Annotated in this window: 19 protein-coding genes and 4 tRNA genes; 9 read left to right on the forward strand and 14 right to left on the reverse strand. The window is 67.4% G+C overall.

Annotation, left to right across the window (positions count from 1 at the left end; all coding sequences use genetic code 11):
* The first annotated feature begins 44 nt into the window (after positions 1-44).
* The 6 genes from proV (at position 45) to VSO01S_RS15325 (ending at position 6,924) form a co-directional block, all read left to right on the forward strand.
* Positions 45-1,286 carry a glycine betaine/L-proline ABC transporter ATP-binding protein ProV gene (gene proV / locus VSO01S_RS15300; protein WP_068643682.1) on the forward strand — a complete coding sequence of 414 codons (1,242 nt, stop codon included), beginning with the start codon at positions 45-47 and terminating at the stop codon, positions 1,284-1,286.
* Between the two features lie 17 nt (positions 1,287-1,303).
* Positions 1,304-2,560, forward strand: coding sequence for a glycine betaine/L-proline ABC transporter permease ProW (gene proW / locus VSO01S_RS15305; RefSeq protein ID WP_084241889.1), 1,257 nt, complete (start codon positions 1,304-1,306; stop codon positions 2,558-2,560).
* 26 nt (positions 2,561-2,586) lie between these two features.
* Entirely contained in the window at positions 2,587-3,633 is a 1,047-nt protein-coding gene (proX, locus tag VSO01S_RS15310) for a glycine betaine/L-proline ABC transporter substrate-binding protein ProX (RefSeq protein WP_068643683.1), read from the forward strand.
* 106 nt (positions 3,634-3,739) lie between these two features.
* On the forward strand, positions 3,740-5,293 hold the full coding sequence (locus VSO01S_RS15315) for a fumarate hydratase (protein WP_068643684.1): 1,554 nt from the start codon (positions 3,740-3,742) through the stop codon (positions 5,291-5,293).
* 58 nt (positions 5,294-5,351) lie between these two features.
* Positions 5,352-6,158 (forward strand): glutamate racemase, encoded by an 807-nt coding sequence (gene murI / locus VSO01S_RS15320; RefSeq protein WP_068643685.1) that lies wholly within the window; start codon positions 5,352-5,354, stop codon positions 6,156-6,158.
* A gap of 13 nt (positions 6,159-6,171) precedes the next feature.
* On the forward strand, positions 6,172-6,924 hold the full coding sequence (locus VSO01S_RS15325) for a PA3715 family protein (protein ID WP_068643686.1): 753 nt from the start codon (positions 6,172-6,174) through the stop codon (positions 6,922-6,924).
* A 36-nt stretch (positions 6,925-6,960) separates the two neighbouring features.
* Here VSO01S_RS15325 and VSO01S_RS15330 read toward each other — a convergent pair whose 3' ends face one another.
* The 12 genes from VSO01S_RS15330 to VSO01S_RS15385 form a co-directional block, all read right to left on the reverse strand.
* Positions 6,961-8,262, reverse strand: coding sequence for an MFS transporter (locus VSO01S_RS15330; protein WP_068643687.1), 1,302 nt, complete (start codon positions 8,260-8,262; stop codon positions 6,961-6,963).
* Positions 8,263-8,368: 106 nt separating this feature from the next.
* A complete protein-coding gene (locus VSO01S_RS15335) occupies positions 8,369-9,004 on the reverse strand; it encodes a DUF6806 family protein (RefSeq protein WP_068643688.1) in 636 nt (211 codons plus the stop codon).
* 23 nt (positions 9,005-9,027) lie between these two features.
* A tRNA-Leu gene (locus VSO01S_RS15340) sits at positions 9,028-9,119 on the reverse strand.
* 85 nt (positions 9,120-9,204) lie between these two features.
* Positions 9,205-9,278, reverse strand: a tRNA-Cys gene (locus VSO01S_RS15345).
* Positions 9,279-9,337: 59 nt separating this feature from the next.
* Positions 9,338-9,413: transfer RNA gene (locus VSO01S_RS15350), tRNA-Gly, on the reverse strand.
* A gap of 78 nt (positions 9,414-9,491) precedes the next feature.
* Positions 9,492-11,930: an endopeptidase La gene (gene lon, locus VSO01S_RS15355; protein WP_068643689.1), complete on the reverse strand. Its 2,439-nt coding sequence runs from the start codon at positions 11,928-11,930 to the stop codon at positions 9,492-9,494.
* 130 nt (positions 11,931-12,060) lie between these two features.
* Complete coding sequence (gene clpX / locus VSO01S_RS15360; RefSeq protein ID WP_068643690.1) at positions 12,061-13,326, reverse strand: ATP-dependent Clp protease ATP-binding subunit ClpX; 1,266 nt, start codon at positions 13,324-13,326, stop codon at positions 12,061-12,063.
* A 201-nt stretch (positions 13,327-13,527) separates the two neighbouring features.
* Positions 13,528-14,136: an ATP-dependent Clp endopeptidase proteolytic subunit ClpP gene (clpP, locus tag VSO01S_RS15365; RefSeq protein WP_068643691.1), complete on the reverse strand. Its 609-nt coding sequence runs from the start codon at positions 14,134-14,136 to the stop codon at positions 13,528-13,530.
* A 102-nt stretch (positions 14,137-14,238) separates the two neighbouring features.
* Entirely contained in the window at positions 14,239-15,552 is a 1,314-nt protein-coding gene (gene tig / locus VSO01S_RS15370) for a trigger factor (protein WP_068643692.1), read from the reverse strand.
* A gap of 30 nt (positions 15,553-15,582) precedes the next feature.
* Positions 15,583-15,669: transfer RNA gene (locus VSO01S_RS15375), tRNA-Leu, on the reverse strand.
* Between the two features lie 136 nt (positions 15,670-15,805).
* Positions 15,806-18,958 (reverse strand): efflux RND transporter permease subunit, encoded by a 3,153-nt coding sequence (locus VSO01S_RS15380; RefSeq protein WP_068643693.1) that lies wholly within the window; start codon positions 18,956-18,958, stop codon positions 15,806-15,808.
* Positions 18,959-18,971: 13 nt separating this feature from the next.
* Positions 18,972-20,156 carry an efflux RND transporter periplasmic adaptor subunit gene (locus VSO01S_RS15385; protein WP_068643694.1) on the reverse strand — a complete coding sequence of 395 codons (1,185 nt, stop codon included), beginning with the start codon at positions 20,154-20,156 and terminating at the stop codon, positions 18,972-18,974.
* Positions 20,157-20,271: 115 nt separating this feature from the next.
* On the opposite strand from VSO01S_RS15385, the gene hpnC reads away from it, so the two are divergent.
* The 3 genes from hpnC to hpnE all read left to right on the forward strand — a co-directional run bounded on the left by hpnC (position 20,272) and on the right by hpnE (position 23,341).
* Entirely contained in the window at positions 20,272-21,174 is a 903-nt protein-coding gene (gene hpnC / locus VSO01S_RS15390; protein ID WP_084241890.1) for a squalene synthase HpnC, read from the forward strand.
* A 68-nt stretch (positions 21,175-21,242) separates the two neighbouring features.
* On the forward strand, positions 21,243-22,082 hold the full coding sequence (gene hpnD / locus VSO01S_RS15395; RefSeq protein WP_068643696.1) for a presqualene diphosphate synthase HpnD: 840 nt from the start codon (positions 21,243-21,245) through the stop codon (positions 22,080-22,082).
* A complete protein-coding gene (hpnE, locus tag VSO01S_RS15400) occupies positions 22,079-23,341 on the forward strand; it encodes a hydroxysqualene dehydroxylase HpnE (protein WP_068643697.1) in 1,263 nt (420 codons plus the stop codon). Before hpnD ends, hpnE begins: the two co-directional genes overlap by 4 nt.
* Here the strand turns inward: hpnE and VSO01S_RS15405 are convergent.
* Both VSO01S_RS15405 and VSO01S_RS15410 read right to left on the reverse strand, forming a co-directional pair.
* On the reverse strand, positions 23,254-24,687 hold the full coding sequence (locus VSO01S_RS15405; RefSeq protein ID WP_084241891.1) for a sigma-54 dependent transcriptional regulator: 1,434 nt from the start codon (positions 24,685-24,687) through the stop codon (positions 23,254-23,256). The two genes, hpnE and VSO01S_RS15405, sit on opposite strands and share 88 nt — an antisense overlap.
* A 29-nt stretch (positions 24,688-24,716) precedes the next feature.
* On the reverse strand, positions 24,717-25,752 hold a 1,036-nt coding region (locus VSO01S_RS15410; RefSeq protein ID WP_218002351.1), incomplete at its 5' end, for an acetate kinase.

The raw sequence follows: 25,752 nt of genomic DNA on the forward strand, positions 1-25,752 counted from the left end.
GCGTGCGCTGCTGCCGTCAACCACAAAAGGAGAAACGACAGCACATGGCCAAGTCCATTCAGATCGATCACGTCTTCAAGGTGTTCGGCGACCGCCCCCAGCACGCGCTGGAACTGGTGCGCCAGGGCCTGAGCAAGCAGGAGATCGTGGAGCGCAGCGGGCAGTCCATCGGCGTGTTCGACGCCACCTTCGAGATCGGCGCCGGCGAGATCTTCGTCGTCATGGGCCTTTCGGGCTCGGGCAAGTCCACGCTGGTGCGGCTCATCAACCGCCTGATCGAGCCCACCGCCGGCCGCATCGTCATCGACGGAACCGACATCAACGAGCTCGATGACGCCAAGCTGCGCGCCCTGCGCCGCAAGGACATCAGCATGGTGTTCCAGTCCTTCGCGCTCATGCCGCACATGACGGTGCGGGACAACACCGCCTTCGGCCTGGAGCTGGCCGGCGTGAGCCGCGCCGAGCGCCTGCCGCTGGCCGACGCCGCGCTGGAGCAGGTGGGCCTGGGCGCCTGGGGCCAGAGCTATCCGGACGAGCTCTCGGGCGGCATGCAGCAGCGCGTGGGCCTGGCGCGCGCGCTCGCGTCCGACCCGTCGATCCTGCTGATGGACGAGGCCTTCTCGGCGCTCGATCCGATCATCCGCACCGAGATGCAGTCCGAGCTGCTGCGGCTGCAGCAGGTCAAGCGCCGCACCATCGTCTTCATCTCGCACGACCTGGACGAGGCCATGCGCATCGGCGACCGCATCGCCATCATGAAGGACGGCCACGTGGTGCAGGTGGGCACGCCCGACGACATCCTGCGCAACCCGGCCAACGACTATGTGCGCGACTTCGTGCGCGGGGTGGATGCCTCGCGCGTGTTCAAGGCCGGGGACATCGCGCGCCGCGCCCTCACGGTGGTCAGCGAACATGCCGACCGCGGCTCGCGCGCGGCGCTGCGCATGCTCGAGGACGAGGACCGCGACTATGCCTACGTGCTCAGCCCCGACAAGCGCTACCTGGGCACCGTCTCCGCCGACTCGCTGCGCAGCGCGCTGCGCGGCCACTCCGGCCAACTGGGCCTGCAGCACGCGATGCTGCCGAACGTGCAGGGCATCGATGCCGAACTGCCCGTGGCCGAGCTGTTCGGCCAGCTGGCGCAGGCGCCCTGCCCCTTGCCGGTGCTGCGCGGCGGGCGCTTCTGCGGCGCCATCAGCAAGACCACCCTGCTGAAGTTCCTGGACCGCGACACGCCGCCGATCGAGCCTGCGTCCGCAGCGTCCACCGCCACGGCAGCACATTGAACGAGAAGGGAGAGGACATGAACGAACTCGCAACCACCGCCGCCGCGGACAACGCATCCGCCATCGCCAACTACAACGACCCGTGGGCCGCGGCCGGCGCCGCGCCTTCGCCCGATGCCGCGCTGGCGGCGCCCACCCCCGACGTCTTCGTCGACCCATGGACCGCCAGCGGCGATCCATCGTTCGGCGGCGCCTGGCTCGACGGTCCGGCGCAGGCTGCGCACGATGCGTCTTCCAACGCACTCGCGCAGGCCGCCACGTCCGCGCCCGATGCCGGCGGCCTCGCCCTGCACCGGCTGTGGGACGGCACCCTGCCCATCGAGCAATGGATCAACCACGGCCTGGACTGGGTGGTGGCGCACTTCCGCCCCTTCTTCCAGTCGGTGCGCGTGCCGGTGGACCAGGCCCTCTCGAACATCGAGCGCATGCTGGGCGGCCTGCCGGCGCCGATGGTGATCGCGCTGGTCGCCCTGCTGGCCTGGCAATTCGCCGGGCGCGCGGTGGCCACCGGCATCACGCTGGCGCTGGTGGTGGTGGCCATGCTGGGCATCTGGCCCGAGGCCATGACCACCCTCTCGCTGGTGCTGACTTCGCTGGTGTTCTGCATGCTGGTCGGCCTGCCGCTCGGCGTGCTGCTGGCGCGCAGCGACCGCGCGCAGAAGCTGCTGCGCCCGCTGCTGGACGCCATGCAGACCACGCCCGCCTTCGTCTACCTGGTGCCGGTGGTGATGCTGTTCGGCATCGGCAACGTGCCGGGCGTGATCGTCACCGTGGTCTTCGCGCTGGCGCCGCTGGTGCGCCTGACCAGCTTGGGCCTGCGCCAGGTCCGGCCCGATCTGGTGGAGGCGGCGCGCGCCTACGGTGCCTCGCCCTGGCAGCTCTTGGCGAAGGTGCAGCTGCCGCTGGCCATGCCGTCCATCATGGCCGGCATCAACCAGGCGCTGATGATGTCGCTGTCGATGGTGGTGATCGCCTCGATGATCGCCGTGGGGGGCCTGGGCCAGATGGTGCTGCGCGGCATCGGCCGGCTGGACATGGGCCTGGCGACCGTCGGCGGCCTGGGCATCGTGCTGCTGGCCATCTCGCTGGACCGCCTGACACAGGCCATGGGCCGGCCGCGCCGCGGTGTGCGCCACTGGTGGCACACCGGCCCGGTGGGCCTGCTGTTGAGCGTTCTGCGCCGCCTGGTGCCCCGCAGCGAATCCAGCGCACAGACCGGTCGCGATGCAGGCGCCTTGCCGCAAGGCGCCGCGCGACTGGCTGCCGCCGACTGACCCGGAACACGATGAGGAGAGACACCATGCACACCCACTCGCTCCCCCACCGCGCCGCGCGCCGTGCGCTGCTGGGCGCCTTGCTGGCATCCAGCCTGGTTGCCATGGCCCCGGCACTGCATGCGCAGACCACGAAGGCCGCCTTGCCCGGCCAGGGCATCACCATCAAGCCGCTGCGCAGCTCGCTGGCGGAAGAAGCCTTCCAGACCCAGCTGGTGGTGCGCGGCCTCGAGCGCCTGGGCTACAAGGTGGAGCCGGTGCAGGAGATCGAGCCGGCCACCGCCCACCTGGCCGTGGCCAACGGCGACGCCACCTTCATGGCCAACCACTGGACCGGCCTGCAGGATGCCTTCTATGCCAACAGCGGCGGCGACGCCAAGCTGTGGCATTCGGGCGCCTACATCCAAGGCGCCGTGCAGGGCTACCTGATCGACCGCAAGACCGCCGATGCGTACGGCATCAGCAACGTGGACCAATTGCGCGAGCCGAAGATCGCCGCCCTGTTCGACACCGACGGCGACGGAAAGGCCGACCTCACCGGCTGTACGCCCGGCTGGGGCTGCGAGCTGATGGTCGAGGACCACCTCAGCGCCTACAAGCTGCGCGACGCCGTCACGCACAAGCAGGGCAACTACCCCGCGCTGATGGCCGACACCATCCAGCGCTACAAGGCCGGCAAGCCCATCCTCTACTACACCTGGACGCCCTACTGGGTGAGCGCCGAGCTGGTGCCCGGCAAGGACGTGGTGTGGCTGCAGGTGCCTTTCTCCTCGGCACCGGGCGGCAAGAAGGTGGACACCCGCCTGCCCAACGGCAAGAACTACGGCTCGCTGCCTTCTGAAGAATGGATCGTGGCGAACAAGGCGTTCATCGAGAAGAACCCGGCCGCCGCGAGGCTGTTCGAGCTGATGAAGCTGTCCATTGCCGACATCAACGCACAGAACCTGCGCATGCGCGCCGGCGAGGACAAGCCGGCCGACATCGCGCGCCATGCCGACGGCTGGATCGCGGCGCACCAGAAGGAATTCGACGGCTGGATCGCGCAGGCGCAGGCGGCTGGCGCCGGAAGCTGAGGCCGCGCGCCTTTCCGAACGCGGCCAGGGGGCAAGCGCGCCCCCTGCCAGGGCCGTGGGCGGCCGGTAGGATAATTGCGGGAGCCTTTGACTACCCCGAAGACCCATGCCCACGACCATCAAAGCCGCCGACCTGACCGAATCGATCAGCGCCGCGCTGCAATACATCAGCTACTACCATCCCGCCGACTACATCGCCCACCTGGCGAAGGCGTACGAGCGCGAGCAGAGCCCTGCCGCCAAGGACGCCATGGCGCAGATCCTCACCAACAGCAAGATGAGCGCCATCGGGCACCGCCCGATCTGCCAGGACACCGGCATCGTGAACGTGTTCCTGAAGGTGGGCATGGACGTGCGCTGGGAAGGCTTCGAGGGCAGCCTGGACGACGCCATCAACGAAGGCGTGCGCCGCGCCTACAACCATCCTGACAACATGCTGCGCGCCTCGGTGGTGGCCGACCCGCAGTTCGCCCGCAAGAACACCAAGGACAACACGCCGGCCGTGATCTTCACCGAGATCGTGCCCGGCAACACCGTCGAGGTGACGGTGGCCGCCAAGGGCGGCGGCAGCGAGAACAAGAGCAAGATGGTGATGCTCAACCCGGGCGACAGCGTGGTCGACTGGGTGCTCAAGACCGTCCCCACCATGGGCGCCGGCTGGTGCCCGCCCGGCATGCTGGGCATCGGCATCGGCGGCACCGCCGAGAAGGCCGCGCTCATGGCCAAGGAAAGTCTGATGGACGACCTGGACATGCACGAGCTGCAGGCCAAGGCGGCCCGCAAGGAAGATCTGAGTGACGTCGAGAAGCTCCGCCTGGAGCTGTTCGAGAAGGTCAACGCCCTGGGCATCGGCGCGCAGGGCCTGGGCGGCCTGGCCACCGTGCTGGACATCAAGATCAAGATGTACCCCACCCACGCAGCCAGCAAGCCCGTGGCCATGATCCCCAACTGCGCCGCCACGCGCCACGCGCACTTCGTACTCGACGGCTCCGGCCCCGTGTACCTCGAGGCGCCGTCGCTGGACCTGTGGCCCAAGGTCGACTGGGCACCCGACACGCAGAAGAGCACCCGCGTCGACCTGAACACGCTCACGCCCGAAGTGGTGGCCAGCTGGAAGCCGGGCCAGACCCTGCTGCTCAACGGCAAGATGCTCACCGGCCGCGACGCCGCGCACAAGCGCATCCAGGGCATGCTGGCCAAGGGCGAGAAGCTGCCGGTGGACTTCACCAACCGCGTCATCTACTACGTGGGCCCGGTCGACCCGATCGCCGGCGAAGCCGTGGGCCCCGCCGGCCCCACCACCGCCACCCGCATGGACGGCTTCACCGAGATGATGCTGTCGCAGACCGGCCTGATCGCCATGATCGGCAAGGCCGAGCGCGGCCCGGTCGCCATCGAAGCCATCAAGAAGCACAAGAGCGCCTACCTCATGGCCGTGGGCGGCGCCGCCTACCTGGTGAGCAAGGCCATCAAGAAGGCCAAGGTGGTGGGCTTCGAGGACCTGGGCATGGAAGCCATCTACGAGTTCGACGTGGTGGACATGCCCGTCACCGTGGCGGTGGACGCCGGCGGCACCAGCGCGCACATCACCGGCCCGGCCGAGTGGAGCAAGCGCATCGCCAGCGGCGAGTTCAAGGGCATCGCGCTGGAAACGGCCTGAGCCAGGTGCGGCCGCCGGCAGGGTGGCCGCATTTGCAAAGCTGCATCGGCAACCGTGCATGAGTAATTCGCCCATCGGCGTGTTCGACAGTGGCGTCGGCGGCCTGAGTGTGCTGGCCGCGCTGCAGGCCGAGTTGCCGGGCGAACGCTTCGTCTATTTCTCCGACGGCGCGCATGCGCCCTACGGCGAGCGCGGCGATGCCTTCGTGATCGAACGCACGCTGGACATTGCGCGCCAGCTGGTCGAAGCGCACGGCATCAAGGCGCTGGTGGTGGCCTGCAACACCGCCACCGCAGCGGCCATCGGCCTGCTGCGCGCCGCCTACCCGGACTTGCCTCTCGTGGGCGTGGAGCCGGCCCTCAAGCCGGCGGCCGCGGCCACGCGCACCGGGCACGTGGGCGTGCTGGCCACGCGCGGCACGCTGGCCAGCGGCAAGTTCAAGGCGCTGCACGACGGCCTGAAGACCGACCGGGTGCGCTTCAGCCTCATGCCATGCGACGGCCTGGCCGGCGCCATCGAGCGGCTGGACGAAACCGCCATCCAGACTTTGGCCGCGAAGTATGTCGGCGCCCTCGGCCGCTTCGGCCACGCGCCAGGCGAGATCGACACGCTGGTACTGGGCTGCACGCACTACCCCTTCATCGCCGCCGACCTGCAGCGCCTGGCCGGAGAGCCCGTGCGCCTCATCGAAACGGGACAACCCGTGGCGCAGCAGGCGCGACGGCTGCTGGCGGCCAAGGGGCAGTTGGCCGTTGGCGGCTCGAGCGGCTCGCTGCAGTTGCTGACCAGCGGCGATGCCTCGGCACTGGATGCGGCCGCGGGGCGCTGGCTGCAGGTTGGGGCCGGGGCCGTCGCGCTCGGCTGAAGGTTTTCTCGCCATGCAGCGCGCGGCTCTTCTTGCCGTCCTGGCCGCCGCACTGCACACCGGCGCGCAGGCAGCGTGCCAGAGCGGCCTGGCCGAACGGCTGCACGACAAGATCGATCCGCAGCGAGTCCTGATTCACGAACTGACCGTCTGCCATGCCTGGCATGGGCATCTGGGCCGCAGCGTGGTCGTGCTGCCGACCCGGGGCACGGCACCCGGCACGCTGGACCTGGACATCCTGGTGGTGCAGCAGCCGGACAACGGCAACAGCGAGCGCAGCACCATCGTGGCCCGGCAGCGGCAGACCGTGCCCAGCAGCCGGGGCAGCGACGCCATGGCCGTGAGCGACATCGAATTCGATGCGGCCCGCTATCGCCTACACGCGCAATGGCAGAGCTTCGGCCTGCGCATCCACCGGCGCAGCATGGCCACGAGCCAGCCGGCATCGAGCGAAACACTGTCGCTGTACGGGCTGGACCGCGGCAATCAATTGCACCTGTTGCTGGACGAGTTCGAGACGCGCCGGGAGCGCGGCCGTTGGGGCCCCGGCTGCACCGGCCATTTCAAAAAGCAGGAGCGCCAGCTGGCGGTCGTGCATTCGGCATCATCCAGCGCCAAGGGCATGGCCGATCTGCAGGTGCGCCAGACGGAGACGAGCTCGGTCAACGAACTGCAGGGCAACGATTGCGTGGAAAGCAGCGAACTGCCCCGCTTCAGCGAAAGCACGCTGCGCTACGACGGACGCCAGTACCGCGCGGTCGACTGAATCGCGGACCGCGCCACTGCCAACGCACGGCGCCCGCTAGGCGGCCAGCGCCACGGTACGCCCGCGCCGCATGTCAATGGGCAGCAGTAGCGCAATGCCGGCCACGAACAGGCCCGTGGTGGCCAGGATCGCGATGCGCTGGTTGCCGCCGGTGGCCCAGGTGATCAGGCCATAGCCCATCGGGCCGACGATGCTGGCCAGCCGGGTCGCAAAGCTCCACAGGCCGAAGAACTCGGCCAGTTGCCGCGGCGGTGCCAGCACGCCCGCCATCGCGCGACCGGCGGATTGGCTGGAGCCCATGGCCAGGCCCGCGATGGTCGCCGCCACCCAGAACTGCCCCTTGCTCGTGGCCGTGGCCGCCACCAGGCACACGGCGATCCACGCGACCAGGGTCGTGGCCAAGGCCAGGCGATGACCGATGCGGTCCTGCACATAGCCGAAGCCGAAGGCGCCCAGGGCCGCCGCGATGTTGAGCACGAAGATCAGCACCATGGTCTCGTGCGGCACGAAGCCGATCACCTGCTCGGCATAGATCGCCGCCAGTGTGATCGCCACGGCCACGCCACCCTGGTAGCACACGGTGCAGGCCAGCAGCCACATGAAGTCGCGGTGCGCCCGCGCCTCGCCGAAGGTCTTGCGCAGGCGTCGCCAGGCACTCCCTTCGCCACGCGCCGCCTGGGGCTGGGCACGCTCGGGCAGCAGCACAAAAGTCACACAGGCAGCGGCGCCGTAGATGGCCGCCGTGATGAGCATGGTCATCGGCACGAAATGCGCGGCCGGCAGCCCCCTGGCCTGCGCCCACAGCACGTAGGCCAGGCAGATGCCCAGCGCCAGCATGCCGCCCACGTAGCCGAAACCCCATCCCCACCCGCTGACCTTGCCCATGCCTTCGGACGTGGCCAACTCGGGCAGGAAGGCGCCCGTGAGCGACTCGCCATACGAGTAGAAGGTGTTGGAGGCGACGATGATGAACATGGCCAGTGCGATGCCGCCGGCGGTGCCGGCCATGCCCGGCGTGAGGGCGAGCGCGGCCGTGGATAGCACGCAGCCGGCAGTCGACAGCATCAGCAGGCGCTTCTTCGCCGCATGCTGGTCAGCCCAGGCGCCAAGCGCCGGCATGGTGAACATGACGACGGCGTACGAGATACTCAGCGCGACCGTCCAGGCCAGGGGCCCCCAGGCCGCGCCCTGGGCCAGGCCGCCCACGAAATAGGCGGCGAACACCGCCGTGATGACGACTGTCGTGTAGCCGGAGTTGGCGAAGTCGTACATGGCCCAGCCGAACACCTCGCGCTTGCGCACGCCGGCTTGAAGGGCAGACTCGGGAAACAGGGCCAACGGCGCCTCCAGGAAACAAAGGTTGCCGGGAGCATAGCCGAGGCTTGTTGCGCTGCACCGAACCGCGCGCGCAGCGCGGCATCAGCGGGCAGGCTGGTTCAGCGCCTCAGTGCAGGTGGCGCGGACGCCGTCCGCCGCCATGGGTGCCGCCACCCGCACCGCCGCTGCCGCCACCGCGCGGCGGCTTGCCGATTTCGAGCGAGTTGACCAGTGCGTCGAAGCGGTCTGAGAAGAGCTTGTCGATCTCGGCCACCACGCCACCCAGTTCGGCCCCTTCGAAGTGGCGCTCCATCAGGTTCACCACGTCTTCCACCAGCAGGTCGCGCTGCACCTGCATGATGGCCGCCGGATTGGGGCCGACGAAGAGCATGAGGAAATCGTCGCGCGATTCCTCGTTGGGATCGCCCTCTTCCTCGTCGTAGTCGGTGTCGTAGAAGGTGACCTCGATCGCGGCGCCCTGCTCGGCCAGTTCGTTGACGCCCATGCACATCTCGTCCAGGGCATGGCGAAAGTCCTCGTCGCCCGCCACGGTCCAGCAGATCTGCAGCACGTGCTCCTTCTGGTCGAAGCGGATGCCGGGCTCTTCCTCGTAGCTGCTGGCAGCGCCGTCGGCCAGCGACTTCGCGCCGGCATACGCCCACAAGGGTTTGAGCGCTTCCTGGATCTGGGAGAAGTTGACGTCGGTGCGCAGCGGAATGTCGCCGTGCACATGGATTTCGAATGGAGCGTTGTAGCGGGACATGTCGTGCTCCCTTTATCGTGTTGTGGTGCCCGGAACCGGGGTCGAACCGGTACGCCCCTTTTCAGGAAGCGGCGGATTTTAAGTCCGATGTGTCTACCAATTTCACCATCCGGGCGCCGGGTCGGAAGGATGCTGTTCGAAGATACCCGAAAACAAAACAGCCCCGCGACCTGGGTTGCGGGGCTGTTGAGCAAGAGTATTGGAGGCGCGATCCGGAGTCGAACCGGACTAGACGGATTTGCAATCCGTTGCATAACCGCTTTGCTATCGCGCCGCGTAGACCCTCTTTCAAAAAGAAAGGGAAGCTTGCGGCTTCCCTTCTTCTTCAAAACCTGGAGCGGGAAACGAGACTCGAACTCGCGACCTCAACCTTGGCAAGGTTGCGCTCTACCAACTGAGCTATTCCCGCGTAAGCCCTAGAGTATAGCGTAGTTTTTTGCGCCTTCTCAAGCTGGCGCAAAAAACTTCGACCCTCCAGGGCGCTGGGTCAGTGCTTCACCGACCCTTCGCTCGCCTGAGCCCGCTGCTTGGCGATCTCGGCCAGCGCTGCCTGCGACGCTGCAACCTCCTCGTCCGACAGCGGCGTGGGCTGGCGCTCCAGCGCCACTTCCAGCACCTTGTCGATCCACTTCACAGGAATGATCTCCAGGCCGTTCTTCACGTTCTCGGGAATCTCCTGCAGGTCCTTGGCGTTCTCTTCCGGAATCAGCACCGTCTTGATACCACCGCGCAAAGCAGCCAGCAGCTTTTCCTTCAGGCCGCCAATGGCCGTCACCTCGCCGCGCAGCGTGATCTCGCCGGTCATGGCGACGTCGCTGCGCACCGGGATGCCGGTGAGCGCAGACACAAAAGCCGTCGTCATGGCCGCACCCGCGCTCGGGCCGTCCTTGGGCGTGGCGCCGTCGGGCACGTGGATGTGGATGTCGCGCTTCTCGAACATCTCGTCCTTGATGCCCAGCACATGCGCGCGGCTGCGCACCACCGTGCGGGCAGCCTCAACCGATTCCTTCATCACGTCGCCGAGCGAGCCGGTGCGCGAGATGATGCCCTTGCCGGGCATGGTCACGGCCTCGATGGTGAGCAGGTCGCCGCCCACCTCGGTCCAGGCCAGGCCCACGACCTGGCCCACCTGGTTTTGCTGCTCGGCACGGCCGAAGGTGAACTTGCGAACACCCAGGAACTCGTTGAGGTTCTCGCCCGTCACGGTGACCAGCGGCGTCATCTTCTTGAGCTGGATGCCCTTGACCACCTTGCGGCAGATCTTGGACAGCTCGCGCTCGAGCGAACGCACGCCGGCTTCGCGGGTGTAGTAGCGCACGATGTCGCGCACCGCTTCTTCGGTGACAAGGAGTTCGTTGTCCTTCACGCCGTTGTTCTTCAGCTGCTTGGGCAGCAGGTACTTCAGCGCGATGTGCGTCTTCTCGTCTTCGGTGTAGCCCGACAGGCGGATGACTTCCATCCGGTCCAGCAGGGCCGGCGGAATGTTCATCGAGTTGGACGTGGCGACGAACATCACGTCGCTCAGGTCGAAATCGACCTCGACGTAGTGGTCGCCGAAGGTGTGGTTCTGCTCGGGATCGAGCACTTCGAGCAGCGCGCTCGACGGGTCGCCGCGGAAGTCGGTGCCCAGCTTGTCGATCTCGTCCAGCAGGAACAGCGGATTGCGCGTGCCCACCTTGTTCAGGCTCTGCAGCACCTTGCCCGGCAGCGCGCCGATGTAGGTGCGGCGGTGCCCGCGGATCTCGGCCTCGTCGCGCATGCCGCCCAGCGCCATGCGCACGTACTTGCGGCCCGTGGCCTTGGCCACCGACTGGCCGAGCGAGGTCTTGCCCACGCCCGGAGGGCCGACGAGGCACAGGATGGGCGCCTTCACCTTGTCCACGCGCTGCTGCACGGCAAGGTACTCAAGGATGCGGTCCTTGACCTTGTCCAGGCCGTAGTGGTCTTCGTTGAGCACTTCTTCGGCATGCCCGAGGTCGTGCTTGATCTTGGTCTTCTTGCTCCAGGGCAGGCCGACCAGCACGTCGATGTAGTTGCGCACCACGGTGGCCTCGGCCGACATGGGCGACATCAGCTTGAGTTTCTTGAGCTCGGCCTCGGCCTTCTTCAAGGCCTCCTTGGGCATCTTGGCGAGCTTGATCTTCTTCTCGATCTCCTCGATGTCCGCGCCGTCCTCGCCCTCGCCCAGTTCCTTCTGGATGGCCTTGACCTGCTCGTTCAGGTAGAAGTCGCGCTGGTTCTTTTCCATCTGCCGCTTCACGCGGCCGCGGATCTTCTTGTCGACGTTGAGGATGTCGACCTCGCGTTCGAGCTGCGCGAACAGGTTTTCCAGGCGCTCCTTGACCTCGTCGAGGTCGAGCACGGCCTGCTTGTTCTCGAGCTTGAGCGGCAGGTGCGCCGCGATGGTGTCGGCCAGGCGGCCGGCGTCGTCGATGCTGGAGATCGAGGTGAGGATCTCGGGCGGGATCTTCTTGTTGAGCTTGACGTACTGGTCGAACTGCTGCATCACCGCGCGGCGCAGCGCCTCGACCTCGGTGCCCTTCTGGGCGGCGCCTTCTGCCGCCTCGGACGGGGTCACGGTGGCGGTGAAATGGCTCTCGTGGTCGTGGATCTTGTCGACCTTGGCGCGCTGCTGGCCTTCGACCAGCACCTTCACGGTGCCGTCGGGCAGTTTCAGCATCTGCAGGATGGTCGAGACGCAGCCCACGTCGAACATGTCGTCCACCGAGGGCTCGTCCTTGGCGGCGGCTTTCTGCGCCACCAGCATGATGCGGCGCTCGGCTTCCATGGCGAGTTCGAGCGCCTTGATGCTCTTGGGCCGTCCCACGAACAGGGGGATGACCATGTGGGGAAACACGACCACGTCGCGCAGCGGCAAAAGCGGCAGGTCCACAGGATCGGAGGGCAAGGGGGTATGGCCGGACATGGTGATCCTTTTCAAAAGGGTTGTCTGACAAAGATGGTCGGATACCCGCGCATTTCAAGTGCGCGCGGCAAGCCCATCGGAAAACGCGCGCTGTGCGGCGCGTGGCCAGTAGCGTGAATCAGGTCGGGCACTAGGCCTTCTTGGCCGCCTCGCGGTACACGAGCAGCGGCGCCTTGTTCTCGTCGATCGTCGATTCGTCGACGACTACCTTCTCGACATTGTTCATGTTCGGCAACTCGAACATGGTGTCGATCAGCGACTGTTCCAGGATCGACCGCAGGCCGCGGGCCCCGGTCTTGCGGGCCAGCGCCTTGCGGGCGATGGCCTTGAGCGCGGCAGGCCGGATCTCCAGGTCCACGCCTTCCATCTGCAGCAGCTTGACGAACTGCTTGACGACGGCGTTCTTGGGCTCGGTGAGGATCTGCACCAGCGCGTCTTCGCTCAGTTCGGCCAGCGACGCCACCACCGGCATGCGGCCCACCAGTTCGGGAATGAGGCCGAACTTGATCAGGTCTTCGGGCTCGACTTCGCGGAACACCTCGGTCAGGCTGCGCTGCTTCTTGCTGCGCACCGCGGCGCCGAAGCCGATGCCCGAGGCCTCGGTGCGGTTCTCGATGACCTTCTCCAGGCCGGCGAAAGCGCCGCCGCAGATGAACAGGATGTTGGTCGTGTCGATCTGCAAAAAGTCCTGGTTCGGGTGCTTGCGCCCGCCCTGCGGCGGCACGCTGGCCATGGTGCCTTCGATGAGCTTGAGCAGCGCCTGCTGCACGCCCTCGCCCGACACGTCGCGGGTGATGCTGGGGTTGTCCGACTTGCGCGAGATCTTGTCGATCTCGTCGATGTAGACGATGCCGCGCTGCGCGCGCTCCACCTCGTAGTTGCAGCTTTGCAGCAGCTTCTGGATGATGTTCTCGACGTCCTCGCCCACATAGCCGGCTTCGGTCAGCGTGGTGGCGTCGGCCATCACGAAGGGCACGTCGAGCTGGCGCGCCAGCGTCTGGGCCAGCAGCGTCTTGCCCGAGCCGGTCGGGCCGATCAGCAGAATGTTGCTCTTGCTGAGCTCGACGTCGTCGCCCTTGGCCTTGTCCTTGTGCTTCAGGCGCTTGTAGTGGTTGTACACCGCCACCGACAGCATGCGCTTGGCCGCTTCCTGGCCGATGACGTAGTTGTCGAGGTTGAGCTTGATCTCCGAGGGGGTGGGCAGGTCGCTCTTGGCTTCCTTGCCTTCCTCGCCCGCGGGCAGCTCGTCACGGATGATCTCGTTGCACAGGTCGATGCACTCGTCGCAGATGAAGACCGACGGCCCGGCGATGAGCTTCTTCACCTCGTGCTGGCTTTTGCCGCAGAAGGAGCAGTAAAGCGTTTTCTCGCTGGAAGAGCCTTTTTTGTCGGCCATGGACGGATGCCTCGTAACGGTTTGAACTCAATGATAGCGAAACAAAAACGGCGTTCTCCGTGTGGAAAACGCCGCTTTTGCCCTGGCGCCGTCTGGCGGGTCCGGGTGGACCCTTTTCATCGCCGGGCCGCCCCAAGATGAAAAGCGCCCCCTCGGGGGGCAGCGGCCCTCGCGCAGCGGGGGAGCGTGGGGGCCCTATTTTCAGCCGCGCTTGGAAATGACCTGGTCGACCAGGCCGTAGTCCCTGGCTTCCTCGGCATTGAGGAAGTAGTCGCGCTCGGTGTCGCGGGCGATTTTTTCGAGCGGCTGGCCGGTGCGCTCGGCCAGGATGCGGTTCATCTGCTCGCGCGTCTTCAGGATGTCGCGGGCGTGGATCTCGATGTCGGTGGCCTGGCCGCGGGCGCCGCCCAGCACCTGGTGGATCATGATCTTGGAGTTGGGCAGCGAGAAGCGCTTGCCCTTCTCGCCGGCCGCCAGCAGGAAGGCGCCCATGCTGGCCGCGAAGCCGATGCACAGGGTGGACACGTCCGGCTTGATGAACTGCATGGTGTCGTAGATGGCCATGCCGGCGCTCACGCTGCCGCCCGGGGAGTTGATGTAGAACGAGATGTCCTTGTCCGGGTTTTCGCTCTCCAGGAAGAGCAACTGGGCCACCACCAGGTTGGCGGTCTGGTCGTTGACCTCGCCCACCAGGAAGATCACGCGCTCCTTCAGAAGGCGCGAGTAAATGTCGTAAGACCGCTCGCCGCGGCCCGACTGCTCGATGACCATGGGGACCATGCCCAGGGCCTTGGTGTCTAGTGCGCTCATTTGATTGCTCTTTCCAAAGAGGTTCCTACTGTACCCAAAACAAAATGGGGCCCGTGCGCCAAAGCACAAGCCCCATTTTCGAATGAGGGACAGGGCCGGGCTTCAGCCCTGCTGCGCCATCAGTTCGTCGAAGGAAACGGCCTTTTCGGTGACCTTGGCCTTGGACAGCACGAAGTCGGTCACGTTGTTCTCGATGACCACCGCCTCGACCTCGCCCAGGCGGTTGGCATCGCTGAAGTACCAGCGCACCACGTCGGCCGGCTTCTCGTAGCTGGCGGCCAGCTCGTCCACGTGGGCCTTGATCTGCTCGGGCTTGGCCTGCAGCTCGTTGGCGCGCACCAACTCGGCCACCACCAGACCCAGGCGCACGCGGCGCTCGGCTTGCGGGCGGAAGACTTCGTCGGGGATCGGGGCCTTGTCGGCGTCCTTGATGCCGCGCTGCTTGAGTTCGGCGCGGGCGCCTTCCACCATGCGGGCGATCTCGGACTGCACGCTGGCGTTGGGCAGGTCGAGTTCGGCGTTGGCCACCAGGGCGTCCATGACGGCGTTCTTGTTGCGCGCCAGCAGGCGGAACTTGACTTCGCGCTCCAGGTTCTTCTTGATGTCGGCGCGCAGGCCTTCGACGGTGGCGTCGGCAATGCCCAGCGACTTGGCCAGCGCCTCGTTCACTTCGGGCAGGTTGCCGGCTTCCAGCTTCTTCACGGTGACCATGAAGTCGGCCTGCTTGCCGGCCACGTCCTTGCCGTGATAGTCGGCCGGGAACGACAGCGGGAAGGTGCGGCTGTCGCCCACCTTCAGGCCGCGCACGGCGTCTTCGAATTCCTTGAGCATCTGGCCTTCGCCCACGATGAACTGGAAGTCGTCGGCCTTGCCGCCCTGGAAGGGCTCGCCGTCGATCTTGCCTTCGAAGTCGACGGTGACGCGGTCGCCGTCCTGCGCCTGGGCGTCAGCCGGGCGCTGCGCAAAGGTGCGGCGCTGCTTGCGCAGGATGTCGATGGTCTTGTCGATGGCTTCGTCGCTCACGTCGGCGCTGAGCTTCTCGACGGTGGCGTTGGACAGGTCGTTGATCTTGACCTCGGGGAACACCTCGAACACCGCGTCGAAGGCCACTTCGCCTTCGGCGGCGCCTTCCTTCTCGGTGATGCGGGGCTGGCCGGCCACGCGCAGCTTGGCTTCGTTGGCGGCTTGCGAGAAGGCCTGGCCGACCTTGTCGTTCATGACCTCGTAGTGCACCGAGTAGCCGTAGCGCTGGGCCACGACGTTCATCGGCACCTTGCCGGGACGGAAACCGTCCATCTTCACGGTGCGGGCCAGCTTCTTCAGGCGCGAGTCCACTTCGGACTTGATGACGTCGACGGGCAGCGTCAGCGTGATCTTGCGTTCGAGCTTCTCGAGGGTTTCAACGTTCACGGTCATTTGGCTTTCCTTGTAAGGGGTCTTCTGTACTGGTGCGCGGGGCCGGACTCGAACCGGCACGCTCTTGCGAGCGTCAGGACCTAAACCTGGTGCGTCTACCAATTTCGCCACCCGCGCTTCGCTTGCGTGACCGCAAGTACAGAAATTCTTCAGGTGCGAGCGCCTTCCAAAAGAAGAAAAGCCGCCCGCGAAATTGGCAACCGCGTATTTTAATCGGCTTTGGGGGCGGTTCTTCGGACGCCCGAACGAGACTTCAAGACGCCGGTGTTTCTTCGCGCTTCACGCGGAACCACGCCGCGTACATGGCCGGCAGCGCCAGCAGCGTGAGCACCGTGGCCACGATCAGCCCGCCCATGATCGACACGGCCATCGGGCCCCAGAAGACGCTGCGCGACAGCGGCACCATGGCCAGCACGGCCGCCGCGGCGGTCAGCACGATGGGCCGCAGGCGGCGCACGGCGGACTCGACGATGGCGTCCCAGGCCGGCACGCCGGCGGCGCGGTCCATCTCGATCTGGTCGATCAGGATCACCGAGTTGCGCTGGATCATGCCGCCCAGCGCAATCACGCCCAGCAGCGCCACGAAGCCGAAGGGCCGGTTCGAGACCAGCAGCGCGCCGGCCACCCCGGCAATGCCCAGCGGCCCGGTGATGAACACCAGCATGGCCCGGCTGAAGCTGTGCAGCTGCAGCATCAGGAGCGTGAAGATGATGAACAGCATGATCGGCACACCCACCACGATCGACGAGGAGCCCTTGCTGCTCTCCTCCACCGCGCCGGCCACCTGGATGCGGTAGCCGGCCCCGCCGTTGTCCTGCCACCGGGCCTCGAGCTCGCGCAGCGAAGGAAGCAGCTGCTGCGTCACGGTCGCGCCCTGCATCCCTTCGACGATGTCGCCCTGCACGGTGATGGCGTAGTTGCGCCCCTCGCGCCACATCACGCCGGGCTCCCAGCTGAACACCGGCCTGGCGATCTGCGACAGCGGAATCGAGCGACCCGACGCCGTGGGCAGGTAGGCGTTGCCGATGTCGGAGATGGCTTCGCGCTCGTCGGGCGTCTGCCGCAGCACGATGTCGATGAGCTTGTCGTTCTCGCGAAACTGGCCCACCGTGGTGCCGGTGAACATGGTGCGCGAAGCCTGCGCGATGGCCTGGCTGCTCACGCCAAGCGCGCGCGCCTTGGCCTGGTCGACCTCCAGGCGGATCACCTTGACCGACTCGTTCCAGTTGTCGTTGACGCCGCGCATGTTGGGGTTGGCGCGCATCTTCTCCTTCACCTCGTCGGCATAGGCGCGCAGTTGGGCCGGATCGCTGCCGATGACGCGGAACTGCACCGGATACTGCACCGGCGGGCCGTTGGGCAGCAGCTTCACGCGGCCGCGCACCTCCGGGAATTCCTCGGCCAGCATCGCCGGAAACAGCACCCGCAGGCGCTCGCGCTCCTTCACCCCGCCGCTCAGCACGATGAGCTGCGAGACGTTGGTCTGCGGAAAGACCTGGTCCAGCGGCAGGTAGAAGCGCGGCACGCCCGAGCCGACCCAGGTGCTCACCGTCTTCACGCCCTCTTCCTTCATCAGCCGCTGCTCGACGCGGCGGGTAACCTCTTCGTTGGCCGCGAAGGACGTGCCTTCCGGGAACCACAGGTCCACCAGGATCTCGTTGCGGCTGGAGTCGGGGAAGAACTGCTGCTGCACCTTGCCCATGCCCACGATGCCCAGCGCGAAGATGGCGATGGTGGCCGCGATGGTCAGCCAGCGATGCTTCACGCACCAGTTCACTGCGGCGCGGAAGGTGTTGTAGAAGCGCGTGTCGAACAGCTCGTGCGGCGGCGCGTCGGGGTCGTGCGGCTTGACCTTGAGGATGAGCGTGCCCAGGTACGGGACGAAGTACACCGACACCAGCCACGACAGCACCAGCGCAATCACCGTGACGAAGAAGATGGCGAAGGTGTACTCGCCCACGGTCGACTTGGCCAGGCCGATGGGCAGGAAGCCGGCCGCGGTGATGAGCGTGCCGGTGAGCATCGGCTTGGCCGTCACGTCGTAGGCGAAGGTGGCGGCGCGGACCTTGTCGTAGCCCTCTTCCATCTTCCGCACCATCATTTCCACGGCAATGATGGCGTCGTCCACCAGCAGACCCAGCGCAATGATCAGCGAGCCCAGCGAAATCTTGTGCAGGCCCACGCCGAAGTAGTTCATCGCCAGGAAGGTCAGCGCCAGCACCAGCGGAATGGTGATGGCCACCACCAGGCCCGGGCGCACGTCCACGTACCAGCCCAGCCGTCCGCCCTTGTGCAGACCCAGCGAGATGAAGCTCACCGCCAGCACGATGGCCACGGCCTCGATCAGCACCCGGACGAACTCGTTGACCGAGGTGGCCACCGCCACCGGCTGGTCCTGCACCTGCGCCAGGCGCATGCCGGCCGGCAGGCGCCTGCCGATCTCGTCGGTGGCGGCGCGCAGCGACTTGCCCAGCGCGATGATGTCGCCGCCCTTGGTCATGGCCACGCCCAGCGCGATCACGTCACGGCCCTGGTGCCGCACCTTGACCTGGGGCGGATCGACATAGCCCCGATGCACTTCGGCGATATCGCCCAGGCGCAGCTGGTTGCCCGAGCTGCCGCGGATGGGCATGGCGCGCAGTTGCTCCACATCGGAGAACTGGCCGGCCACGCGCACCTGCACGACGTCCTTCGGACTCTGGATGGTGCCCGCGCTCTCCACCGCGTTCTGCGTGCCCAGCTGCTGCAGCACGGCATTGAAGTCCAGGCCCAGCTGCGCCAGGCGCTTTTGCGAGACCTCGATGTAGACCTTCTCGTCCTGCACGCCGAACTGCTCGACCTTGGCCACGTCCTTCACGCGCAGCAGCTTCTGGCGCACGTCGTCAGCCATCGCCTTCACCTCGGCCGGCGAGAAGCCGTCGGCCTCCAGCGCGTAGATCACGCCGTAGACGTCGCCGAATTCGTCGTTGAAGAACGGCCCCTGGATGCCGCCGGGCAAGGTGGTGCGCATGTCGCCGACCTTCTTGCGCACCGAATACCAGACGTCGGGCACCTCGCTGGGCCGCGAGTTGTCCTTGATCTGGAAGATGATCTGCGACTCGCCCGGCTTGGAATAGCTGCGGATGATGTCGGCGTAAGGCACCTCCTGCAGCGTGCGCTCGATCTTGTCGGTGACCTGCTCGGCCACCTGCTGCGCGGTGGCGCCCGGCCAGTAGGTACGCACCACCATGGCACGGAAGGTGAAGGGCGGGTCCTCGTCCTGCCCCAGCTGGAAGTAGGACGCCAGGCCCAGCACCATCAGCACCACCATCAGGTAGCGCGTCAGCGGCTCGTGGTCGAGCGCCCATTTGGAAAGATTGAAGCCGTTCTTGCGCGGCACGCCGCCGGCGGCGTTGTCGGACGTCATCGTGGCGGCCCCTTCAGCGCGTGGCGGCGTTGGCGGTGCCCAGACCCGCGCCGGGCGCCGGCGCAGACTTGTCGGCGACCGGTTCCGCCTTGCTGTACTTGTCGCGGTAGATGCTCACCTTCTGCCCGGCAGACAGCACATGCACGCCCGCCGACACCACCAGCATGCCCGGCGCCACGCCGGATGCGATCACCGCCTCGTTGCCGTCCGCGGTGGCCACCTGCACCGGCTGCGAACGCACCGTCATGCTCGCCTTGTCGAGCACCCAGACCGCCGTGCCCTGCCCTTCCTGGCGCAGCGCGCTGGTCGGCAGCTTGATCACCTGGGCACCCACCAGCGACAGGGCTTTGGGCTGCACATAGACGGTGGCGCCCAGCGGCGGCGCGCTGGCGGCGTCGATGGCGACCTTGACCGTGTACGTGCGTGTGACCGCATCGGCCGCGGCGGCCACCTCGCGCACCGTGCCTTCCAGCGCCGGCGCGCCGCTCGACCAGCTTCGAACCGTGACCGCAGAGCCGGTCCTGATCAGCGAGGCGCGGTCTTCGGGCACGGCAAACACCACGTCGCGCGCGCCGTCGTTGGCGATGCGCACGACCGGCGTACCCGCGCTCACCACCTGCCCGGGCTCGGCCTCGATTGCGGTGACGACGCCGGCCACGTCGGCCACCAGGTTGGTGTAGCGCGCCTGGTTGCCTTGCGAGGCCACCTGGGCCTGCGCCTGTTCCAGTTGCGCCTGGGCGGCCTTGTAGGTGCTGTCGCGGCGCTGCAGTTCCGCCTCGCTGATGAAGTTCTGCGCGCGCAAACCCTGGTAGCGCTTGAGGTCGGCCGCCGCCAGGTCGCGGTTGGTCAGCGCGGCATTGGCCTGGGCGCGGGCGGCCTCGGCTGCCAGTTGATAGTCCTTGGGGTCGAGCTGCGCGAGCACGGCGCCCGGCTGCACATGCTGGCCCACCTCGGCCTGGCGGCGCGTGATCTTGCCGGCCACCCGGAAGCCCAGGCGGCTTTCGACGCGCGCCTTGACCTCGCCCGCGAATTCCGGCGCGGTGCCGTAGGCGGAACTGCCGACTTCGACCACCTTGACCGCGCGCACCGGCTCGGGCGGCGGGGGTGCCTGCTTGCAGGCGGCCAGGCCAACGGCCAGCACAAGGGCGGCGCCCACGTTTCTGAACAACAAGGTGGCGGAACGAGTCGGCACGGTCATGAGGACACCTGATGCGGCATGAAGAATGGGTCATTAATGACCGGGCGGTTAGTAATCTAGGGTAAACCTGAATCCGTGTCAACGCGCAAAGAGGGGATGCGCCCGCTGCTCCACAATGCGCGGCGTGCCGGTTTCTCCTTCTCCATCCGCCCCGCCTCCCGAGCCCGCCGTGGCAGGGCAGCACTACGAAAACTTTCCTGTCGCCTCCTGGGTCTGCCCGCCGCACCTGCGCGCGCCCATCGCGGCCATCTATTCGTTTGCGCGCACGGCCGACGACATTGCCGACGAAGGCGATGCGAGCCCCGCGGAGCGCCTGGCCCAACTGGGCGCCTACCGCGCCGATCTCGCCTTGGCGGCCCGCGGCGAAGCCGTTTCGGCGCAATGGCCCGGCGTTTTCGGGCCACTGGCCAGGATCATCGAGCAGTACGCGCTGCCCGAATCCCTGCTGGCCGACCTGCTCTCGGCCTTTGCGCAGGACATCGAGAAGACGCGCGACGCCAGCGCCTACGCCGGCCGCAGCGAACTGCTGGACTACTGCGCACGCTCGGCCAACCCGGTGGGCCGGCTGCTGCTGCACCTGTACGGCGTGCACGATGCCGATGCGCTGCGCCGAAGCGATGACATCTGCACCGCCCTGCAGCTGGCCAACTTCTGGCAGGACCTGAGCGAGGACCTGCCGCGCGGGCGCCACTACCTGCCCGACGCGGAGCTGGAAGCCCATGGCCTCTCGCGCGAGCAGCTGCGCCAGTTCCGCCCGCTGGCCGACGCGCCGCCGCCACCGGCCGCGCTGGCCATGATGGAAGAGCTTGTGCACTGGACGCGCGCCCTCATGAACGAAGGCGCACCGCTCGTGCACCGCCTGCCCGGGCGCGTCGGCTGGGAGCTGCGCTTCGTCGTGCAGGGCGGCCTGGCCATCCTCGACAAGATCCAGGCCCAGGGCTTCGACAGCTTTTCGCGCCGGCCGACCGTCCGCAAGCGGGATGTGCCCCGCATGGCCTGGCGCGCGCTGCGCATGTAGCAGATGCAGTCAGGAAGGGGGCCTTCGCGGCAACCGCGACAATCGCAGCCTCGAAGTCCCATCCACCGATGACCCCAGAACAATACGTCCAGGAAAAAGCCGCGGCCTCGGGCAGCAGCTTCTACTACGCCTTTCTCTTCCTGCCCCAGCCGCGCCGCGCCGCCATCACCGCCTTCTATGCCTTCTGCCGGGAGGTGGACGACGTGGTGGATGAAGTCAGCGACCCCGGCGTGGCCGCCACCAAGCTCGCCTGGTGGCAGAGCGAAGTGGCGCAGGCATTTGCCGGCCAGCCGCACCATCCGGTAATGCAGGCACTGATGCCGCACGTGGGCCCCTTCGGCATCGAGGAGCGCCAGCTGCAGGAGATCATCCGCGGCTGCCAGATGGACCTGGAGCAGACGCGCTACCTCGACTTTCCCGGCCTCGCGCGCTACTGCCACCTGGTGGCCGGCGTGGTGGGCGAAGTGGCGGCGCGCATCTTCGGCCAGACCGTGGCCGCCACCACGGAATACGCGCACAAGCTGGGCCTGGCGCTGCAGCTCACCAACGTGATCCGCGACGTGGGCGAAGACGCCATGCGCGGTCGCATCTACCTGCCGGTCAACGAGCTGCAGCAGTTCGACGTGAAGGCGCACGAGATTCTCGGCCGCGTGTATTCCGACCGCTTCGTGGCGCTGATGCGTTTCCAGGCCGAACGCGCCCATCGCGCCTACGACGAGGCCCTGGCGCTTTTGCCGGCGGCCGACCGGCGCAGCCAGAAGCCCGGGCTGATGATGGCCAGCATCTACCGCACGCTGCTGCGCGAGATCGAACGCGACAGCTTCCAGGTGCTGAACCAGCGCGTCAGCCTCACGCCGCTGCGCAAGCTCTGGCTGGCCTGGCGCGTGCAGGCCCTGGGCCGGCTGTGAAACTTGCGGTCGTCGGCGCCGGCTGGGCGGGCCTGGCCTGTGCGGTGCACGCCGTGCGAGCCGGCCATGACGTGACCGTCTTCGAAGCGGCGCGCACCGCCGGCGGCAGAGCCCGGCGCGTCGACGCCAGCGGCGGCCTCGCGCTGGACAACGGCCAGCACATCCTCATCGGCGCCTACAGCGCCACGCTGGCGCTGATGCGCGAGCTGGGCGTGCAGCCCGAAGCCGCGATGCTGCGCACGCCCCTTCAGCTTCGCTTTGCCGATGGCGGCGGCCTGGCCCTGCCCCGCCTTCCGGCCCCGCTGGACCTGGTCGCGGGCATTCTCGGCGCGCAGGGCTGGATCTGGCGCGACAAGAGCAGCCTGCTGCGCACGGCGTTGGCCTGGCGCGCCGCGCGCTTCCAGTGCGAATCGCACACCACCGTGGCCGACCTGTGCGCGGGCCTCACGCCGCGCGTGACGAAGGAGCTGATCGAGCCCCTGTGCGTGTCCGCACTCAACACGCCGGTGGCGCAATCGAGCGGCCAGGTCTTCCTGCGCGTGCTGCATGACGCCCTGTTCGCCGAACGCGGCGGCGCCGACCTGCTGCTGCCGCGCGTCGACCTGGGCCGCCTGCTGCCCGATGCCGCCGCCGACTGGCTGGTACGGCAAGGCGCGCAGGTCCGCCTCGGACAGCGCGTGCAGGCGCTGGCGCACGACGCGGCAGGTTGGCAACTGGACGGCGAGCGCTTCGACCAGGTGATCCTGGCCTCCCCGCCCTGGGAGGCCGCCAGGCTGGTGCGCGAATCGGGCATCGGGGCAGCGAGCTGGGTCGCCGCGGCGGAAGGCCTGCGCTACGAGGCCATTGCCACCGTCTACGCCCAGGGCGCGCGGCGCGTGCTGCAGGCGCCCATGGTGGCGCTGCGCAACGGGCCGCAGGCGCCCGCCCAGTTCGTGTTCGACCGCAGCCTGCTCGGCGGACCCCAGGGCCTGCTCGCCTTCGTGGTCAGCGCCAGCACCTTGGGCCGGGAGCAGTTGCAGGACGAAGTACTGGCACAGGCCGCCAGCCAGTTGAAGGAAGACCAGCTGCAGGTGGTGCAGACCGTCGTGGAAAAACGCGCCACCTTTGCCTGCACGCCGGGCCTCGTGCGCCCGCCCATGCAGGTTGCGCCCGGGCTGCTGGCCTGCGGCGACTATGTGGAAGGCCCGTACCCCGCCACCCTCGAAGGCGCGATCCGCAGCGGCTGCGCGGCCGCATCCCAGTTCGGTGCCGTCGGCTGAGCGGCTCGCCGCTCATCCATCGTGATGCGGTGCTTGTCCATGAGGCGGTAGAGCGTCATGCGCGAGACGCCCAGCTCGCGGGCGGCGTGCGTGATGTTGCGGCCCACCCGGTTCAGGGTCAGGCAGATCACGTCGCGCTCGGCCGTGGTGCGGGCCATGTTCAGCGCCACGCCCATGGCGGTGTCGGCCATCGACAGGCCCAGGTCCTGCGGCGCGATCAGGCGCCGGTCGGTCATGACGACCGCACGCTGCACCCGGTTGTAGAGCTCGCGCACATTGCCCGGCCAGGAATGCGCCTGCATCGCCTCCATCGACTGGCGGCTGAAGCCTCGCGCACGCGTTCGGCTGGCCACGGCGCAGCGCTGGAAGAAATGCTCGGCCAGCACGCGAACGTCTTCCATGCGCTTGCGCAGCGGCAGCACGTCGATCGACAGCACGTTCAGGCGATAGAACAGATCCTCGCGGAAGCGCCCCACCGCCACCGCCTCGGCCAGGTCCACATGCGAAGCCGCGACCACGCGCACGTCCACCTTCATGTTGCGCACCGCGCCCACGCGGTTGATGGTCTTTTCCTGCAAGAAGCGCAGCAGGTTGGTCTGCAGGTCCAGCGGCAGGTCGCCGATCTCGTCCAGGAAGATGGTGCCGCCGTTGGCCGCTTCGATGAGCCCGCGCCGCTCGGACGAGGCGCCGGTGAACGCGCCGCGCTCGTGCCCGAACAGTTCCGAATGGATGAGCGTGGGCGCAATGGCGCCGCAGTTCACCACCACGAACGGCCCGGCAGAGCGATGCGAGCACTGATGGATGGCACGCGCGGCCAGTTCCTTGCCGCTGCCGCTTTCACCGCCGATGAGCACCGGGGCGTCGGTGGCGGCTACCTTGCGGATTTCCGCGCGCAGCCGGGCGATGGCCGTGCTCTGCCCCACCATGCCCAGTTCGTCGTGTCCGCGCGCCTCGCCCAGGCGGCGCTGGCGCAGCAAGGCGCGCTGCCGGGCATGCATCAGCATGACCGACAGGGCATGCCAGTCCACCGGCAGCACGTGGTGGTCGAAGAAGCAGTCCAGCACCAGGTCGCGGCACTCCGCCTGGTCCATGGCCTGGGGCTCGCACAGCGCCACCCATTCGACGGCATCCGAGGCATGCACCAACTGCTCGACGGCCGAAGCCGGCATGCCCAGCTGGGAGCCCGCGATGAGCAGGGCGACATTGAAGTGGCCGTGCGCCAGCATGCGCCGGGCCGCCGCCACGCTGTGCGCGTGCGTCACCGCCCAGTCGTGCGCAACCAGTTGGGTGGCAACCCCGCCTGCATCCCCATCCAGCGTCAGGCAAAGCACTTCCGGCGGCGGCATGTTGCAAGACCTGGGAAGAGCAGGCGGTGTCAGAAGGTCACCGGCACCCGGACCGTCAGCTGCAGATCCGGCGTGTCGCGCGTCAGGCCTGCGCCGACGGACACGTTGATGTTGGTCTTGTCGGTCAACCGGAACGAGTAGCCGAGCAGCAGCGATGCCAGCTGCGTGCGCACCGAGCCGCGCACCGTCTGGCCGTTCTGCTCGGTCGGCCCGACCGAATAGAGCTCCATGCCCAGGCTGAAGGATGAGCGCTCGTTGATCGACAGGCCCATGCCGAAGTTGATGCCCCACACGTCGCCGGGCTTGATGGAACCCAGCTCTTCGCGCTGGTTGTTGAGCACCAGCCGGCTCACGTTGTCGCGCGAGAAGTTGTAGGTGTAGCTCAGGCCCCCAAAGAACACGGCCGGGTCGGTCGGGTAGAGCCAGGTGATGCTCGGCTGCAGCGAATAGAAGCCCGAACCCGTGGGCGCATCCAGCGGCAGGCCGGTGCCGGTGGTGTTGCCCAGGCACCGCGTCACGCAGTCGGTAACCACCTCGAAGGGATCCTTGCCGGTTCTGGACTTGAAGCGCAAGCCGCCCACGAGGTAGGGCCAGTTCTCCTTGGCGCTGAAGATCTGGTAGCGCATGGCCATCTCCACGTCGCCCAGGCCGTTGCCCTTGGTGTCGAACACGTTGTCGACGGCCGCGCCGGTGAAGATCTCGCGGCTCACGGTGGTGTCGGAGCGGATCACGTACGGAACCTTGAGCTCCAGCTCCATCTTGTTGGTCACGCCCCAGCGCCCGGTAAGCGTCGGGATCATGGTGTTGCGCTTGACCTCGCGCACATCGATCAGGCCGATCAGGATGGCCGGAATGACCGTGTAGCCCACCAGCGCCACGCGGTCGTTCGATGAATAGTTGTACTGGAAGGACGGCTCCAGCACGTAGCGGCCCTTGGGCGTGAGGATGCTGGGCTCATCGAAGATCTGCGCCATGGGCGGCGCCACCGATGGCTCCGCCGGCGCCACGCCGACCTGAACCGGCCGCGCTGCGTCAGCAGCCGCTTGCGCGCCTTCGGCCGCGACC

Origin of the sequence: Variovorax soli NBRC 106424, from assembly GCF_001591385.1 — a bacterium.
Classification (GTDB): domain Bacteria; phylum Pseudomonadota; class Gammaproteobacteria; order Burkholderiales; family Burkholderiaceae_C; genus Variovorax; species Variovorax soli.

Coding starts and splice junctions, on each gene's coding strand:
- proV (WP_068643682.1), top strand. CDS start 45: ATGGCCAAGTCCATTCAGATCGATCACGTCTTCAAGGTGTTCGGCGAC.
- proW (WP_084241889.1), top strand. CDS start 1,304: ATGAACGAACTCGCAACCACCGCCGCCGCGGACAACGCATCCGCCATC.
- proX (WP_068643683.1), top strand. CDS start 2,587: ATGCACACCCACTCGCTCCCCCACCGCGCCGCGCGCCGTGCGCTGCTG.
- VSO01S_RS15315 (WP_068643684.1), top strand. CDS start 3,740: ATGCCCACGACCATCAAAGCCGCCGACCTGACCGAATCGATCAGCGCC.
- murI (WP_068643685.1), top strand. CDS start 5,352: ATGAGTAATTCGCCCATCGGCGTGTTCGACAGTGGCGTCGGCGGCCTG.
- VSO01S_RS15325 (WP_068643686.1), top strand. CDS start 6,172: ATGCAGCGCGCGGCTCTTCTTGCCGTCCTGGCCGCCGCACTGCACACC.
- VSO01S_RS15335 (WP_068643688.1), bottom strand. CDS start 9,004: ATGTCCCGCTACAACGCTCCATTCGAAATCCATGTGCACGGCGACATT.
- lon (WP_068643689.1), bottom strand. CDS start 11,930: ATGTCCGGCCATACCCCCTTGCCCTCCGATCCTGTGGACCTGCCGCTT.
- clpX (WP_068643690.1), bottom strand. CDS start 13,326: ATGGCCGACAAAAAAGGCTCTTCCAGCGAGAAAACGCTTTACTGCTCC.
- clpP (WP_068643691.1), bottom strand. CDS start 14,136: ATGAGCGCACTAGACACCAAGGCCCTGGGCATGGTCCCCATGGTCATC.
- tig (WP_068643692.1), bottom strand. CDS start 15,552: ATGACCGTGAACGTTGAAACCCTCGAGAAGCTCGAACGCAAGATCACG.
- VSO01S_RS15380 (WP_068643693.1), bottom strand. CDS start 18,958: ATGACGTCCGACAACGCCGCCGGCGGCGTGCCGCGCAAGAACGGCTTC.
- VSO01S_RS15385 (WP_068643694.1), bottom strand. CDS start 20,156: ATGACCGTGCCGACTCGTTCCGCCACCTTGTTGTTCAGAAACGTGGGC.
- hpnC (WP_084241890.1), top strand. CDS start 20,272: ATGCGCGGCGTGCCGGTTTCTCCTTCTCCATCCGCCCCGCCTCCCGAG.
- hpnD (WP_068643696.1), top strand. CDS start 21,243: ATGACCCCAGAACAATACGTCCAGGAAAAAGCCGCGGCCTCGGGCAGC.
- VSO01S_RS15405 (WP_084241891.1), bottom strand. CDS start 24,687: ATGCCGCCGCCGGAAGTGCTTTGCCTGACGCTGGATGGGGATGCAGGC.